The organism is Flavivirga amylovorans (genome assembly GCF_030540875.1).
GTDB lineage: Bacteria > Bacteroidota > Bacteroidia > Flavobacteriales > Flavobacteriaceae > Flavivirga > Flavivirga amylovorans.
In genome coordinates, this window is the sequence record NZ_JAUOEM010000005.1 from 189,066 (window position 1) to 204,087 (window position 15,022).

Sequence of the window (15,022 nt, forward strand, 5' to 3'; positions counted from 1 at the left end):
ATAAAATGAAAACATCAGATTTAAAAACCACAGAATACAACGAATATTATTACAGATATATAAATTTAATTTCTAAAGAAACTACATTGATAGATGGTTTTAAAAAGGATTCGGATATAGTTTTAGAATTCTTTGAATCCATTCCTTCAGATAAATTAGATTATAGATACGCAGAAGGTAAATGGAGTGTAAAAGAAATTTTTCAACATTTAATTGATACTGAGCGTATTTTTCAGCACCGTTGTTTTCGTTTTTCCAGACATGACAAAACTGTCATCTCTGGATTTGAACAAGATGATTATATAGAACCTTCTTGTGCTAACGATAAAAGTTTAGAATCTCTTATTGAGGAATTTAAAGCGGTGCGCCAAAGTTTTATCGTATTACTGAAAAGTTTAGAGGAAAACGATTTAAAATTTATAGGAAATGCAAGTGGTTTGGACATGTCTGCAAGAGCAGCTGCATTTACAATATTAGGACATTCTATCTGGCACATCAAGGTTATAAATGAACGTTACCTATAATGACTTAATAGCAGGTAATTCCTTTTTTCTTTTTAGAATAATAAAAGTTAAAAGAGAAAGTATGCCAAAAATAGAAAACCCAATGAATAGTGGTAAGACAGAATCACTAACAAAACTGCCAATATAATTAGCTATAGGTACTGCCATAACTGTAGATACGAAACCATTAATAGCGGCACCTATACCAGCAATATGGCCTAAAGGTTGCATGGCTAAAGCTCTTATATTTCCGAAAATAAAGCCAACGGCAAAGAACTGTAAAGCAAAAAAACTTATTAAAATACCAATGCCTGGATTGTCTCCAGACCAGAATAAAACAACATACAAAATAGAGATAACAGCATATGCCACAGTTGCTATGTATGCAATACGCCACATACCATATTTAACAACAAAAACACTATTTAAATAGGTCGCAAACCCAATAGATATTGCTAAACTTGCAAAAATATAGGGAAACATATCGGCTAAGTTATATTGTTCCTGAAAAATTTGTTGAGAGGTACTTAAGTATACCATAAATGATCCTGTTATAAACCCAGAAATAAGCGTGAAAGCAACAGCATCTTTATATTTAACAAATTCTTTAGCACCATCAATAAATTGGTGGGATGTAAATTTTATACGTTTTTCCTTTAGTAACGTTTCGGGTTGCCGTTTCCAAAACCAAAGCATGACCAAAAGACCGTATATTAAATTTACATAAAAAATGGATTCCCAATTATAAAAATTAAGTAAAAATACCCCTAATGTTGGAGCAATAACTGGAACTAAAATAAAAACCATAACTACAATAGATAAGATTTTAGCCATATAATCGCCGCTATACGAATCTCTTACAATAGCAATGCTTAAGGTTCTTGGTGAAGATAACCCGATACCCTGAAGTACTCGACCTATAATCATCATTTCAAAACTTTTAGTAGTTACACAAATAATACTACCAATTATAAATACTACAAACCCTATATATACTATTAGCTTTCTGCCAAAGCTATCAGATAAAGGCCCAAAAATGAGCTGACCAAAGCCTAAGCCTAAAAAAATCATAGTAATTAATAGCTGATTATCATTTTCGTTGATAACACCTAGCGAACTCCCAATTTCTGGAAGTGCAGGTAATAAAGCGTCTATTGATAAAGCAACAATAGACATAAGAGATGCCATTAATGCTACAAATTCTAATCGGAATTTATTATTTGGGTTTTGCATTTGGCAAAAGTAGTTTATATAAAGTTATTAAGGCTCAATTTGAATGTTACGTTAATATAATTTTATGATTTTTATAATTTATAAAATAGGAGTGTTTGCTATATTTACATCAAAAAAATAATTATGAAATACGTTACACTTGTCCTAGTGCTATCTCTTTTTGTTTCCTGTGGCAGTGACGATGAAAAAGACTATGTTACTTTAAATGATAAAGAAATAACAGATTATATTGCTGAAAATAATTTGGTTGCAGAGAAAAGTTCTACAGGACTTTATTATGTCATTGAAGAAGAAGGAACAGGGGAGCAACCCACTTTTACATCTAATGTTACTGTATCCTATAAAGGATACTTTACCAATGGATCTGTCTTTGATGAAAGAGCTTCTTATAAAACTAATTTACAAAATGTTATACTAGGTTGGACAGAAGGCATTACGTATTTTAAAGAAGGAGGAAGTGGAAAACTTTTAATACCTGCTCATTTGGGTTATGGTAATTCTGGAAGAGGAAGTATTCCTGGAGGAGCCGTTCTTATTTTTGATATTACCCTTATTTCTGTAAATTAGAGAGAAAATATTACAAGAGGCTATTTCTATAAATAAAAGTAACTGCTTTATGAACGCTTTTATTTCATGTAACATCATTACAAATTTAGCGATGCCGAATTTATAGACCAATTTAAAGTAGTAGTATTTCCATTAAAAATTGTTGGTGTTTCAGCTGTACCTGTAAGGATAGTTGCATTATTTGACCAAACCATTAATAAAATAGAAACCATGATTACTAAGAGTTTAACCAAAATTTTCACCAGAGACCTCAATAAACTTAAGACAGAAATGATGTCTTATAAACAAGAGGAGAATTTATGGTTTCTTGATAAAGAAATAACGAACTCAGCTGGTAATTTATGTTTACATATTGTAGGTAACATTAATCATTTTATAGGAGCCATATTAGGTGATACAGGCTATGTAAGACAACGAGATCTGGAGTTTTCGCTCAAAAATATAGTGCGTACTGAACTAATACAACAAATTGATGATACTATACAATTAGTTGAACATGTCTTAGCAAAATTATCAGATATAGATTTAGAGAAGAAATACCCTTTAGAGGTTTTTAATAAACCAATGACAACGGACTATTTTTTGATTCATTTAACGACTCATTTATCGTATCACTTAGGACAAATAAATTACCATAGACGTTTAACAGACTTATAATATGATTAAAGAAAAAGGACAAATATTATTAGATTATATCAATAAATATGTTTCTTTAACAGAAGTAGAGGAGAAAATACTACTCTCTAAAGTTATTTATAGATCATACTTAAAAGGTCAGTATATTGTTCAGCAAGGCGATGTTTGTAAATATGAATGCTTTGTTCTATCTGGCTGTACCAAAACCTTTCATGTAGATAATGAAGGACAGGAACATATAGTCATGTTTTCTATAGAAGATTGGTGGACTGCCGATATGGGAAGCTTTGTTACGCAAACTCCTGCAGATTATAATGTGCAATGTTTAGAAAAAACGGAGCTAATTATGTTTTCTTATGATATTATTGAAGACCTATATGCCGCCATTCCAAAACTGGAACGCTTTTTTAGGCAAATTATACAAAAAGCATTTATTGCTTCACAAAAGCGTATTATTAGAAATTTTAGCCTTTCTGCAAAAGATAGATATGTATATTTTAGAGATCAGTACCCCAAAATAGAACAGCGAATTCCCCAGTATATGATTGCCTCATATTTAGGGATTACCAAGGAGTTTTTAAGTAAAATTAAGAGCGAACTTATATTTGAACAATGAAAAGTTAATCTAGATTAACATATTTTGATAAACTATATTATTTTCTATTAAAACGATGTTTTAGACATTTGTATCATAATTAATAACTTAATACATTATGAATAAATTAATAGAAAATATTAGTACAATAAACGATATGATTCTCCAAGGAAAAGCATTAGAAGCATTCGACGAATTTTATCATGAATCGGTTGTTATGCAAGAAAATGATAATCCAAAAGTTGTCGGTAAAGCAGCTAATAGAAAGCGAGAAGAAGAATTTTTTGCTTCCATTACGGAGTTTAGAGCTGCTCAACCAATTAAAGTTACTGTCGGAGAAAATACGACTATGGTAGAATGGCATTTTGATTATACGCATAAAGATTGGGGAGTAAAAAACTACACACAAGTAGCAGTACAAGACTGGAAAGACGGAAAAATAATTAAAGAAAAATTTTATTACGGATCATAAATTAAATCAAAAACAATTAAAAATAACAAGATGAAAAACACAATTAAAAATTTGGTAGTATTGACAATAGTGACATTATTTACAGTGTCATTTACGGCAGTAGATAAAGACAAAAAAGAAATAAAAACAGATAAAAGTAAAGTTGTTTGGAAAGGTTATAAAGTAACAGGGTCTCACGAAGGAACTATTGCAATACAATCAGGGTTTTTAAACTTTGCAGGTGATAAATTAACAGGAGGTGAGTTTGTTATAGATATGACTACTATAAACACTACCGATTTAGATGGTGAGTACAAAGGGAAACTTGATGGTCATTTAAAATCGGATGATTTTTTTGGTGTTGTTGCACACCCAACAGCAAAATTGGTATTTACTAAAGTTAAAGCTACTGGTAAAAATGCTTACAATGTTACTGGAGACTTAACTATAAAAGGTAAAACAAACTCAATTACATTTACGATATCTATTTATGGAAGTAAAGCTACAGCTTCATTAAAAGTAGATAGAACAAAGTACGGTGTAAAATATGGATCTACTAGTTTCTTTGACGGACTAAAAGATAAAGCTATCTATGATGAATTTGATTTAGTATCAGATTTAGAATTTTAATGATAGATTGATTAATAGTGAAAAAGGGATCCATTAATGGGTCCCTTTTTGTTTATACAATTTTCTTAGTAGTATTTAATGCTATCTTTGTTTTCGTTATTAAGAAAAATATCTATGCCATTTAAAAAGCTCATTTTACCTTTAAAAGATACCATTGCAAATAAAGGTTTTGAAGAACCATTAGCATTTCAAAAACAAATTTTATCAAAAATAAAGGGAGGTGCTAGTTTATTTGCTATTGCCCCTAAAGATTCTGGAAAAACAACCAGTATTGTTATAAGTGTTATCCAGAGATTAAAATCAGCATTTGAAGATGCTCCTCGCGCTTTAATTTTTGTAAGGGATAAACAGGCTGCCTTAGAACTAGAACTGGAATTCAATTTATATAAAAGAGGTACAGATTTAAGAGTTTATTGTGCCTATGAAGAATATGATATTGAGAAACAACGTGAAGAAATATATATTGGAACAGATATCGTAATCGCAACTCCAAAACGCTTAAACAGAATATTTTACTTAAATGGTATTAATTTAAATAAGTTACAAATGTGCATCGTTGAAGATGCAGACCTTTTGTTTAGAGGGAGTCATTTTGCGGAAATAACAAGAACACCAGAAAGTATAGGTAAATGTCAGTACTTGATTTTTTCTACAGAATTTGATAAACGTTTTGAACGCTGGCAGGATTCGTTTATGTACAATGCTCAAATTGTAAAAGCTAAGAAACAGTAGTTAACTTTGTTTAAATGGATATTATATTTAATAATTTCAGAATTACACCCTTAGATATAAATGAAAGTGAAAATTTTTTTAATCTCATTGATCGTAATAGAAGTCGATTAGAAGATTTTTTTGCTGGTACCGTATTAAAAACTAAAACACTTCAAGACACCATAATTTACTGCCAGAATATTAGAGATCGTGTGTTAGAAAAAAGTTATTTCCCTTTTGTAATAAATGATTTAAAAACGGATACTTTCATAGGTTTAATTGATGTTAAAAGCATAGATTGGAACATCCCAAAAGCAGAAATAGGTTATTTTATTGATGTTGATTATGAAGGTCAAGGTGTCATTTCAAAGTCTTTAGGATTAGTCATAGAATATCTTTCCGAAGTATATCAATTTAAAAAGTTATTATGCCGAGCTAATAGCAGCAATATAGGTAGTATTGCTGTGGCTAAGAAAAATGGCTTCACATTAGAAGGTACTATAAAACAGGATTATAAAACGACAAAGGGAGTCATTGTCGATTTAGATTATTATGGGCGAGTTTTTAGTTAAACCCATCATAAAGTACTAGCTAGAATAAAGTAAGATAGCTATTTTTATAGTTGAAACTTTCATAACGCGTATAATATATAATCTGGGTAAAACCATTAAAGTATGCATACTAAAAACACCATTGTCATTTTATTTACGATTCTCCTTTCAAACGTTATAATAGCACAAGACATATCATTTGAAGACTATAATCCCAAATCGACATTAGTGGTTCCTGGAAAGGTTATAAACCGTGCAAAATTCACTTTTATAGATATACATGGTCATCAATATAGAATGCCAAATCAAGATTTAACCCCCGTAGTTAGAGCCATGGATACTTTAAATATGGGAATAATGGTTAATTTAAGTGGGCGTTCGGGCAAGGATTTAAAGAAGTCTGTTAAAAATATAAAAGATCATTATCCAAATCGTTTTGTAGTATTTGCGAATATTAGTTTTAATAAGAATGTTGGAAAAAAGGGATGGATAGAAGAAACAGTGAATCAATTGGAACTCGATGTTAAAAATGGAGCTAGAGGTTTAAAAGTCTATAAAGGTTTAGGTTTAGGAGATAAAGATGTTAAAGGAAAACGGGTTGCCATTAATGATGCACGATTAAACCCAATTTGGGCGAAATGTGGCGAATTAGGGATACCAGTTCTTATTCATGCAGCAGACCCTAAATCTTTTTGGGATGATTTTAATGGTGATAATGAGCGTTGGTTAGAGCTAAAAACGCATCCGCGTAGAAAACGAAGTGCTACGAATCCAGCGCCGTGGGAACAAATTATTGCAGAGCAGCATAGTATGTTTAAAAACAACCCTAAAACTACATTTATTAATGCACATATGGGATGGTATGCGAATGATTTGGGGACATTAGGCATGTTATTAGATGACATCCCGAATATGAATGTGGGTATTGCAGCAATTATAGCAGAGTTAGGCAGACAACCTCGTTTTGCAAAGGCATTCTTTATCAAATATCAAGATCGCATACTGTTTGGGAAAGATAGCTGGAAACCCAAAGAATTTCCTACTTATTTTAGAGTTTTAGAGAGTAAAGATGAATACTTTCCATATCATAAAAAATATCACGCGTTTTGGCCTATGTATGGTATGGATTTACCTGATGAGGTATTAAAAAAAATCTACTATAAAAATGCGTTACGTATTGTTCCTGGGTTAGATAAAAGTTTGTTTTCTGATTAATGACTATGAAAGGCTACTGTTAGTAAGTTTTTTCCTGCCTACAAAGTTTAAAATATTAAACTATTGTTAAAAATAATTGCATATTTTTACGATAGGTGATTAATTATAATTTAAAATTTTGATACAACGGAAACTTTGTTCAAAACACAGATTTTTTTGTGTTTTTATGGTGCTATTATTCTTTAGAACTTTTTGTTACGGTCAAGGCTCAAGTGACTATGAGCGATTTGTCGATTCAGCAGATATTTACATTGATTATGATACTAAAAAAGCAATCGCTTTTTTAGATTCTATTCCACGACCAATAGATGATTATATTAAAGAAGGGCTTCCTGATTATTATATTTTAAAATCTTTAATTTATGATGAAAATAACGATCATATAAAATCATATCAAAACTGTGTTTTAGCTTTGAAACATGCAGTAGACAGCAAAAATTATGAAATAGCGGGTGAGGCTAGTTTAGAATTGTTTTCTTGCCTTTATTATGTTAAAAAAGATACTACGGCGTTTAAGTATTTAAAAAAAGCTAGAGAATATTATAAATTATCTGATTATGCTTATGGTGATTTTGAGGTTGATTTAACCTATGCTTATGCTAAATTTCTTGATAAAGAATATAAAGCATGTAATAAGTTACTATTAGATAATTTACATAAATACAAAGGTGCTAAAGACGATGCTTACTTTTATATGGCCTCTGTTGCCATGCTTACTTCTAACTATATAGCTCTAGATGATTTAGAAACGGCTTATTTGTATTTTAATGAATTTAAAAAATTAAAAAATAACCCTACTATAGTTTCGTATAACTATACATCTTTTGAATCTTTAATGGATGTGTCTTTTGCTGATAGTCATTTTAAAAAAAAACAAATAGATTCGACATTTCATTATCTATTAAAGTTATCTAAGAATAAGCATTTAATGACAGAAGATGTTGAAGAGGATTATTTAAAACTATATGCAGATTCTTATAGCTTTTTGGGTAACAAAGAAATGGCTAAAGCGTATACTGATTCTTTAGCAATTTTTGAAAACAAAATGTATGAAAACATTATGACTAGTAGTTTTCAAGTAAACAACGATTTTGTAAATGAAAAGTTTGAATTAAAAATTGTAAGTGATAAGCAATATTTAAATGGCGTATTGGTCGTAGTCTTATTACTGCTTTTAACAGCTTCTAGTTTTATATATATGTTTTTTTATAGAAAACAAAAGCTTAAAACGATAGATTTAAGTAACCAAACAAGTAATTTATCATATTTTAGGTCTAATAATGAAAAATTAGTAGTAAAAGTTCAAGGCTTAGAAGATTATATATACAATTTAAAAAAGGAGATTAAAAGCATATCGGGAATAGGAGATGTGTCTATTCAACGAGAAAAAATTAAAAAATTATATACAAACTTACATCATAATTCTTCCACGATTTTAGATAAAAGTGATAGTCATTTAGATTTAGTTAATGATCTTAATGTGAATTTTTTTCAGGTAATAAATAAAATGTACCCACAATTAAATAACTCAGAGGTTATTATTTGTTACTACTTGTATGTTGGTTTTAAGAGCAAAGAAATTGCAGTTTTCTTAAATACATCTGTTAGGGCCATTGAAAGTAAACGTTATCGTATTGCTAAAAAAATTAATATTGATAAAGAGAAAGAAACATTAGCGGAATATCTTAAAACAACTTTTAGAGGCTCAGAAAAAATATTAAATTAAAGATGGGTTCGACGTAAATTTTATTAAAAATATCATATATAATCCAATGAAATACGGCTGCTTGCCACCAGGCTCCTCGAAAGCTTCGCTTGATATCTTCAAACAAAATATATTTTGTTTTCGATAGCGTTCGGAATTACATGGTTTCTTCTTAGGAGTCTTTTAAGTGTTTGATTATCAGTTTTTAATATGCCGAACTGACGTTGAATTATGATGCCTTTCTTCAAATACTTCAAAACTTAAGAAATACAAATAATTGCTATTTTTCTAATTTTGAGTCGATAATGAGTAGTTATTTATTCTTTATTATTAATATGGTTCGTGATATTTGTAGTGCTATTAATCAACATTATATTTTGCCTCAAGTAACCTAATTAAACTTGTTTTTATAAGGTAAGCTGAAAGTATATTTTTAGTTATAAAAACATAGATGTTAGAGTTATTTCAAATAAACAAATTAGTATCTATAAGGATATTATATTTATAAAGTTTATTTGATTGGATAGAAAAAAAGGAGTCTATTTTAGTCTCCTTTTTTAGCTTTATTATCTAGTTAAAGGTTAAAACCCTGCAATTTCATTGCAGTTACTTTAGTTTCTATAAACTTTTTTGCGTGCCGATTGTCATTTCGAACACAGAGAGAAATCTCATCACAAATTCCAAAATAATGAGATTCCCTGCCTGGCCGCTACGGTGTACCCACATCTTTTTAAGTTATAAAATTATTCTCAAAATCTTATGATTCCCAATACCAATGCCACGAATACACAAATAAAATCCCGGTTTTCAGTCGCATTTGACAGTTATAGCATACAGTTGTCGACTTAACGTCTTTGCTAGAACTTAATACTAGAGATTGGATGCGCTTGTGATGTGCTATACTTATCATCAACACGAATCAGACTTTCAGTCTGCTAAACCTGTCGATAGACAGGAAAATTAGTGAAATTAGTGTATTCGTGGCTAACTTTTTAAAGCGATGACTAATCAATAAATATTTGTGGGTACACCGTAGCTGCCGGTAGGCAGGCTCTTCGTTCTTCATTCCTTGACAAACCAACTCTAAACAAAGAATTCCATTCTTTGTTTAAAACTATGGATTTTCAATCCATAGTAGTTTGTTTCTTTATTTATAAAGGTATGTTTCCGTGCTTTCTTTTTGGAGTATCTACGTGCTTATCTTCTAGCATAGAAAACCCTTTAATGAGTTTTCTTCGTGTGTTTTTTGGTAAAATGACTTCATCAATAAAACCACGCCTTGCCGCCCTGTAAGGATTCGCAAATTTTTCTGCATATTCGGCTTCTTTTTCTGCTAATTTTTTGGCAGGATCATCGGCAGCAGCAATGTCTCGCTTAAAGATAATTTCACTAGCACCTTTTGCTCCCATAACGGCTATTTCTGCGCCAGGCCACGCATAATTTAAGTCTGCTCCTATATGTTTAGAATTCATAACATCGTAAGCACCTCCGTAGGCTTTTCTTGTAATAACTGTTATTCTAGGAACAGTAGCTTCGCTCAAAGCATATAATAGTTTGGCACCATGAACTATAATACCATTCCATTCTTGATCGGTTCCTGGTAAAAAACCAGGTACGTCAACTAATACTAATAAAGGGATATTAAAACAATCACAAAAACGTGTGAAACGCGCTGCTTTTTTTGAGCTGTTTACATCTAATACTCCAGCCAAAAAGAGTGGTTGATTTGCTACAATTCCAATATTACGTCCGCCAAGTCTTGCAAAGCCAACAATAATATTTTCAGCATAGTCTTTGTGGATTTCATAAAAAGAGTCTTCATCAATAATACCGTCTATAACCTCATGCATATCATAGGGTTTATTAGGGTTTTCCGGTACGATATCTGATAAAATAGTTCTGACTTCATCTTTAAATTCAAAATTTAATTTTTGAGGGGATTCTGTATTGTTTTGAGGCAAGTAACTCAATAGTTTTTTTATATCTTCTAAACACTCAATATCATTTGCAGAAGTTTTATGAGCCACTCCAGACTTAGAAGCATGCGTATAAGCACCACCCAATTCTTCACTAGTTACTTCTTCATTAGTAACCGTTTTAACAACATTAGGTCCCGTTACAAACATGTAACTTGTGTTTTCTACCATAATGGTAAAGTCGGTCATAGCAGGGGAGTAGACAGCACCTCCAGCACATGGTCCCATAATAGCAGAAATTTGAGGAATAACGCCAGAAGTTTGTACATTTCTATAAAAAATATCTGCATAACCACCTAGAGAGCGAACACCTTCTTGTATTCGTGCACCACCAGAATCGTTCAATCCAATAATAGGTGCTCCAACTTTTACTGCTAAATCCATGATTTTGCATATTTTTTCGGCGTGGGTTTCAGATAAAGCACCTCCAAAAACGGTAAAGTCTTGAGCGTATACATATACTAATTTGTCATTAACAGTCCCGTAGCCAGTAATAACGCCATCACCAAAATAAACCTCGTTTTCCATTCCGAAGTCTGTTGTTCTGTGCGTCACTAGAACACCAATTTCTTCAAAAGAACCTTCATCCATTAAATAGTTGACACGTTCTCTCGCAGTGAGTTTCTTTTTTGCATGTTGTTTATCAATGCGTTTTTGTCCGCCACCCAAATGTGCCAGAGCGATACGTTCGTTTAGTTTGTTTATTTTTGAATCCATAGGTTAATAAGCTTTGTTTTTCAATACTACGATGTAGAATTTAAATCTACATTCTATTTTAACTATGTTCAGTATCGAAATAACGAATATAATTTAATTAGGTATTCTTAATAATTTTTGATCTTCGGTATATTGTTTTACCGCAATTAAAGCAGCAATTTTTGCTTCTTTCTCTGTGTCTTCTTTGAGGGCTTCCGGAGAATAGTAATTTTTAACAAAATGGGTGTCAAAATTTCCAGAACGAAACGCGTCATGTTCACAAACATACTTTCCAAAAGGCAACGTGGTTTGTACACCTTCTACATGATAATTTTCTATAGCTTTTATCATAAGTTGAATGGCTTCATCTCTGGTCTTTCCATAAGTAATCAATTTAGAAAGCATAGGATCATAATAAATGGGAATATCCATATTTTCTTCAAAACCATTATCTACGCGAATACCTTCACCATTAGGAAGTTTATAAACATCTAAATGACCAACACTAGGTAAAAAATCATTTAGGGGGTCTTCTGCATAAACACGTAATTCTAGGGCATGCCCATTAATTTTTAAATCGTCTTGTTTAATAGCTAAAGCTTCACCACGTGCTACAAGTATTTGAAGTTCTACCAAATCGACACCAGCAATTAATTCTGATACAGGATGTTCTACTTGCAATCTGGTATTCATTTCTAAGAAATAGAAATTTAGATCTCCATCCAATAAAAACTCAACCGTACCAGCTCCCAAATAATCACAGGACTTAGCAACTTTAATGGCAGCTTCTCCCATTTTTTTTCTTAGTTCTGGCGTTAAAACCGAAGATGGTGCCTCTTCTACTACCTTTTGATGGCGTCTTTGAATACTACATTCACGTTCAAAAAAGTGTAATATATTGCCGTGACTATCTGCCATGATTTGAATTTCTATATGTCGAGGAGATGCCACATATTTTTCAATAAAAACAGACCCATCACCGAAAGCTGACGTTGCCTCACTAATAGCACGATTCATTTGAGATTCCAGATCACTTTCTTTTTCTACAACGCGCATGCCTTTTCCACCACCACCGGCAGACGCTTTAATAAGTATAGGAAACCCAATTTTTTTAGCAATAGCTTTGGCTTTGGTAACATCTGTGATGGCTTCATCAATTCCAGGAACCATAGGTATGTCGTAAGCTTTAACAGCTTCTTTTGCTGCTAATTTACTTCCCATAATCTTAATGGCTTTAGACCTCGGTCCAATAAAAACAATACTGTTTTGCTCACATAACTCTGCAAAGCTGGCGTTTTCACTTAAAAAACCATATCCAGGATGTATGCCATCAACGTTAAGTTGTTTGGCTACCTCAATAATTTTATCACCTCTTAAATAAGATTGGTTAGATGGAGGTTCGCCTATGCATACAGCTTCGTCGGCAAATTTTACATGCGGCGCATTTCTGTCTGCTGTAGAATATACAGCAACTGTTTGTATGCCCATTTTTTGAGCAGTCATCATGACTCTTATGGCAATTTCACCTCTATTTGCTACTAGTATTTTTTTCATAATAATAAGATACGTTATGAATACACATGTTTTTAGTATAATGGTGTGTATAAAACTTTATATATTTTATAATGTTGAATGTACTTTTATATATGTATTACGAGTCGAACTCTATTAGTAGTTGGTTTTTCTCAACGGCCTCTCCTTTACTAACAGAAATAGATTTGATAACGCCATCTGTTGGAGATGTAATAATATTTTCCATTTTCATAGCTTCTAGAATTAAAAGCGGATCATCTTCTTTTACTTCTTGATTCGCTTTTACATTAATTTCTAAAATAAGTCCAGGCATGGGAGCTTTAACAGAATCAATATGTTTTGCAGCCCCAATGGAAAACCCCATATCTTTTATTAAAACGTCTAAATCATTTAAAATATTGATGTTATATGTATTGTTGTTGATTTTTACTTCGTATGATTTTTTATTGAAGTCATCTCTTGTAATTTCAGCATGATAAGATTTGTTTTGATCAAGAACATGAAATTTTGAAGCTGAAATTTGTAAAGCATTAAGATTTGAGATGTCGTCATCTTTAATTTCAAAATCAAACGTATTATTTACAGAGGTTTTGAAAGTCTTGCTCATTTATGTGTGGATTAATTTTGTAGTAAATATATGAATTTTATATACTAAATGTTCTATCATATAGCCAAGTATAGATTTTGAGTCAGCTAAAATTATTAAAAAAGGATGATTTAATTTATGAGATAAATCATATTTGGAAACAGCTTTATCAAACATTGAAATTAGAGTTTTTTTGATGGAGTTTAATAGCTTTTCTAGAGAGTAAAATTCCAATAAAAAGAGATATAAATGCACCTATCCATATACCAGGTACAAAATCTATAAATAAGAAAAAATCATAGGCGCCATGAAATATAGTAGCAGATAGTAAACCAATAATATTTAGGCCAATTCTGTTTTTCGAAAATTTAGCTTTTCCCATATAGAACCCCATTAAGATTCCAAATGTTGCATGTGCAGGAACTGCTGTAAAAGCTCTTAATAATGCTGTTTCATAACCGCCTTGGAATACATATAGAATATTCTCTGTAGCAGCAAACCCCATGGATACCATCACTGCATAAGCTATACCATCAAACGGTTCGTTGAATTCTTTATGCCTTTGAGCAAAATACCTGACGATAATGTATTTACTAAATTCTTCGGTGAACCCAACAACAAGAAAGGCTTTAACAAATTGTTGAAAAACACTTGTATGATCCGTAAGCGGTAAGACAATATCGAAAATATAATATAAAATGGTAGTAATTAGGACGCTTACTATAGCACCTAAAAGAAAGTTGTAAAAGAGTAAGTGTTTAGGTTCTTTTTCATATTTATCTTTAAAATAAATATATAGAATAACTATAAAAATTGGAGCAATAGCTAAAAGCAATAGGTTCATTTTAGAGGGGTATTTGAAATAAGAGGTTAGTTTATAGTTTCAATAATGTTTTGTAATACAAATTCGTAATATGATTTGTTTGAAGGCACAAAGTGATTGCCATTGTTGCCTATATTTTTTATAAGATCTTTAAAATTTGAAAAGGATACTAATTTAAGAGCTTCAACTTCTTCCTCTTGGGGGATTAGTTTTGATAATGAAACTTTCAGCTCACAAATAAATGTATTATGAAATTCGTTATCAATAATACCGTTTTCATAGGTTTGAAAGCATTCAAAAATGCCAATCTCTTTTAAATCATTTTCAGAAATTGAAATCCCAATTTCTTCTTTGGTTTCTCTTAAAGCTGCTTGCTTTATGGTTTCTCCTGCATCAATATGACCTGCAACCGAGACATCCCACATTAATGGACAAATTGTTTTTTTTGCCGAACGTTGAGATAATAAAATGTCACCTTTTTTAGTATAAAACCAAATATGAGCGGTATTATGATAATACCCTTTTTGATGGATAATAGATTTTAATTCGGATCTTCCAATAGGTTTTCCTTCTTTTGTAACAATATCTATATACTCGTCCATATATTAGAA

The 15,022-nt window shown here is 31.3% G+C and carries 17 protein-coding genes; 10 read left to right on the top strand and 7 right to left on the bottom strand.

All coding sequences use genetic code 11. From position 1 onward, the window contains the following. Positions 1-5 precede the first annotated feature (5 nt). Positions 6-524 carry a DinB family protein gene (locus tag Q4Q39_RS15005; RefSeq protein ID WP_303283370.1) on the top strand — a complete coding sequence of 173 codons (519 nt, stop codon included), beginning with the start codon at positions 6-8 and terminating at the stop codon, positions 522-524. Here the strand turns inward: Q4Q39_RS15005 and Q4Q39_RS15010 are convergent. Beyond that, positions 519-1,736 carry a multidrug effflux MFS transporter gene (locus Q4Q39_RS15010; RefSeq protein ID WP_303283371.1) on the bottom strand — a complete coding sequence of 406 codons (1,218 nt, stop codon included), beginning with the start codon at positions 1,734-1,736 and terminating at the stop codon, positions 519-521. The genes Q4Q39_RS15005 and Q4Q39_RS15010 overlap by 6 nt on opposite strands. Before the next feature lie 123 nt (positions 1,737-1,859). Between Q4Q39_RS15010 and Q4Q39_RS15015 the strand changes: the two genes are divergently transcribed. Beyond that, positions 1,860-2,303 (top strand): FKBP-type peptidyl-prolyl cis-trans isomerase, encoded by a 444-nt coding sequence (locus tag Q4Q39_RS15015; protein ID WP_303283372.1) that lies wholly within the window; start codon positions 1,860-1,862, stop codon positions 2,301-2,303. A 77-nt stretch (positions 2,304-2,380) separates the two neighbouring features. On the opposite strand, the gene Q4Q39_RS15020 is transcribed toward Q4Q39_RS15015, so the two are convergent. Next, positions 2,381-2,515, bottom strand: a complete 135-nt coding sequence (locus tag Q4Q39_RS15020; RefSeq protein WP_303283373.1) for a hypothetical protein — start codon at positions 2,513-2,515, stop codon at positions 2,381-2,383. On the opposite strand from Q4Q39_RS15020, the gene Q4Q39_RS15025 reads away from it, so the two are divergent. The 8 genes from Q4Q39_RS15025 (at position 2,514) to Q4Q39_RS15060 (ending at position 8,818) form a co-directional block, all read left to right on the top strand. Continuing rightward, positions 2,514-2,960: a DinB family protein gene (locus tag Q4Q39_RS15025; RefSeq protein WP_303283374.1), complete on the top strand. Its 447-nt coding sequence runs from the start codon at positions 2,514-2,516 to the stop codon at positions 2,958-2,960. The genes Q4Q39_RS15020 and Q4Q39_RS15025 overlap by 2 nt on opposite strands. A gap of 1 nt (position 2,961) precedes the next feature. Beyond that, positions 2,962-3,555, top strand: coding sequence for a Crp/Fnr family transcriptional regulator (locus Q4Q39_RS15030; protein WP_303283375.1), 594 nt, complete (start codon positions 2,962-2,964; stop codon positions 3,553-3,555). A gap of 97 nt (positions 3,556-3,652) precedes the next feature. Continuing rightward, positions 3,653-4,006, top strand: a complete 354-nt coding sequence (locus Q4Q39_RS15035) for a nuclear transport factor 2 family protein (RefSeq protein WP_303283376.1) — start codon at positions 3,653-3,655, stop codon at positions 4,004-4,006. 30 nt (positions 4,007-4,036) lie between these two features. After that, complete coding sequence (locus tag Q4Q39_RS15040; RefSeq protein WP_303283377.1) at positions 4,037-4,615, top strand: YceI family protein; 579 nt, start codon at positions 4,037-4,039, stop codon at positions 4,613-4,615. A 114-nt stretch (positions 4,616-4,729) separates the two neighbouring features. Then, positions 4,730-5,347 carry a DEAD/DEAH box helicase gene (locus Q4Q39_RS15045; protein WP_303283378.1) on the top strand — a complete coding sequence of 206 codons (618 nt, stop codon included), beginning with the start codon at positions 4,730-4,732 and terminating at the stop codon, positions 5,345-5,347. 14 nt (positions 5,348-5,361) lie between these two features. Continuing rightward, complete coding sequence (locus Q4Q39_RS15050; RefSeq protein ID WP_303283379.1) at positions 5,362-5,898, top strand: GNAT family N-acetyltransferase; 537 nt, start codon at positions 5,362-5,364, stop codon at positions 5,896-5,898. 102 nt (positions 5,899-6,000) lie between these two features. Beyond that, positions 6,001-7,092: an amidohydrolase family protein gene (locus tag Q4Q39_RS15055; RefSeq protein WP_303283380.1), complete on the top strand. Its 1,092-nt coding sequence runs from the start codon at positions 6,001-6,003 to the stop codon at positions 7,090-7,092. Positions 7,093-7,258: 166 nt separating this feature from the next. Then, positions 7,259-8,818 (top strand): helix-turn-helix transcriptional regulator, encoded by a 1,560-nt coding sequence (locus Q4Q39_RS15060; protein WP_303283381.1) that lies wholly within the window; start codon positions 7,259-7,261, stop codon positions 8,816-8,818. A 1,130-nt stretch (positions 8,819-9,948) separates the two neighbouring features. Here the strand turns inward: Q4Q39_RS15060 and Q4Q39_RS15065 are convergent. The 5 genes from Q4Q39_RS15065 to Q4Q39_RS15085 form a co-directional block, all read right to left on the bottom strand. After that, the gene (locus Q4Q39_RS15065; protein ID WP_303283382.1) at positions 9,949-11,490 is read right to left on the bottom strand and encodes an acyl-CoA carboxylase subunit beta; all 1,542 of its coding nucleotides are present in this window, start codon (positions 11,488-11,490) and stop codon (positions 9,949-9,951) included. Between the two features lie 93 nt (positions 11,491-11,583). Beyond that, positions 11,584-13,023, bottom strand: coding sequence for an acetyl-CoA carboxylase biotin carboxylase subunit (locus Q4Q39_RS15070; RefSeq protein WP_303283383.1), 1,440 nt, complete (start codon positions 13,021-13,023; stop codon positions 11,584-11,586). A gap of 97 nt (positions 13,024-13,120) precedes the next feature. Continuing rightward, positions 13,121-13,609 carry an acyl-CoA carboxylase biotin carboxyl carrier protein subunit gene (locus Q4Q39_RS15075; RefSeq protein WP_303283384.1) on the bottom strand — a complete coding sequence of 163 codons (489 nt, stop codon included), beginning with the start codon at positions 13,607-13,609 and terminating at the stop codon, positions 13,121-13,123. Positions 13,610-13,757: 148 nt separating this feature from the next. Next, on the bottom strand, positions 13,758-14,432 hold the full coding sequence (locus tag Q4Q39_RS15080) for a PrsW family intramembrane metalloprotease (RefSeq protein ID WP_303283385.1): 675 nt from the start codon (positions 14,430-14,432) through the stop codon (positions 13,758-13,760). Positions 14,433-14,458: 26 nt separating this feature from the next. Then, complete coding sequence (locus tag Q4Q39_RS15085) at positions 14,459-15,013, bottom strand: NUDIX hydrolase (protein ID WP_303283386.1); 555 nt, start codon at positions 15,011-15,013, stop codon at positions 14,459-14,461. Between the last annotated feature and the right edge of the window lie 9 nt (positions 15,014-15,022).

What these genes read in the sequence shown, in the direction of transcription:
- Q4Q39_RS15005 (WP_303283370.1), top strand. Translation starts at nt 6, where the DNA reads ATGAAAACATCAGATTTAAAAACCACAGAATACAACGAATATTATTAC.
- Q4Q39_RS15010 (WP_303283371.1), bottom strand. Translation starts at nt 1,736, where the DNA reads ATGCAAAACCCAAATAATAAATTCCGATTAGAATTTGTAGCATTAATG.
- Q4Q39_RS15015 (WP_303283372.1), top strand. Translation starts at nt 1,860, where the DNA reads ATGAAATACGTTACACTTGTCCTAGTGCTATCTCTTTTTGTTTCCTGT.
- Q4Q39_RS15025 (WP_303283374.1), top strand. Translation starts at nt 2,514, where the DNA reads ATGATTACTAAGAGTTTAACCAAAATTTTCACCAGAGACCTCAATAAA.
- Q4Q39_RS15020 (WP_303283373.1), bottom strand. Translation starts at nt 2,515, where the DNA reads ATGGTTTCTATTTTATTAATGGTTTGGTCAAATAATGCAACTATCCTT.
- Q4Q39_RS15030 (WP_303283375.1), top strand. Translation starts at nt 2,962, where the DNA reads ATGATTAAAGAAAAAGGACAAATATTATTAGATTATATCAATAAATAT.
- Q4Q39_RS15035 (WP_303283376.1), top strand. Translation starts at nt 3,653, where the DNA reads ATGAATAAATTAATAGAAAATATTAGTACAATAAACGATATGATTCTC.
- Q4Q39_RS15040 (WP_303283377.1), top strand. Translation starts at nt 4,037, where the DNA reads ATGAAAAACACAATTAAAAATTTGGTAGTATTGACAATAGTGACATTA.
- Q4Q39_RS15045 (WP_303283378.1), top strand. Translation starts at nt 4,730, where the DNA reads ATGCCATTTAAAAAGCTCATTTTACCTTTAAAAGATACCATTGCAAAT.
- Q4Q39_RS15050 (WP_303283379.1), top strand. Translation starts at nt 5,362, where the DNA reads ATGGATATTATATTTAATAATTTCAGAATTACACCCTTAGATATAAAT.
- Q4Q39_RS15055 (WP_303283380.1), top strand. Translation starts at nt 6,001, where the DNA reads ATGCATACTAAAAACACCATTGTCATTTTATTTACGATTCTCCTTTCA.
- Q4Q39_RS15060 (WP_303283381.1), top strand. Translation starts at nt 7,259, where the DNA reads ATGGTGCTATTATTCTTTAGAACTTTTTGTTACGGTCAAGGCTCAAGT.
- Q4Q39_RS15065 (WP_303283382.1), bottom strand. Translation starts at nt 11,490, where the DNA reads ATGGATTCAAAAATAAACAAACTAAACGAACGTATCGCTCTGGCACAT.
- Q4Q39_RS15070 (WP_303283383.1), bottom strand. Translation starts at nt 13,023, where the DNA reads ATGAAAAAAATACTAGTAGCAAATAGAGGTGAAATTGCCATAAGAGTC.
- Q4Q39_RS15075 (WP_303283384.1), bottom strand. Translation starts at nt 13,609, where the DNA reads ATGAGCAAGACTTTCAAAACCTCTGTAAATAATACGTTTGATTTTGAA.
- Q4Q39_RS15080 (WP_303283385.1), bottom strand. Translation starts at nt 14,432, where the DNA reads ATGAACCTATTGCTTTTAGCTATTGCTCCAATTTTTATAGTTATTCTA.
- Q4Q39_RS15085 (WP_303283386.1), bottom strand. Translation starts at nt 15,013, where the DNA reads ATGGACGAGTATATAGATATTGTTACAAAAGAAGGAAAACCTATTGGA.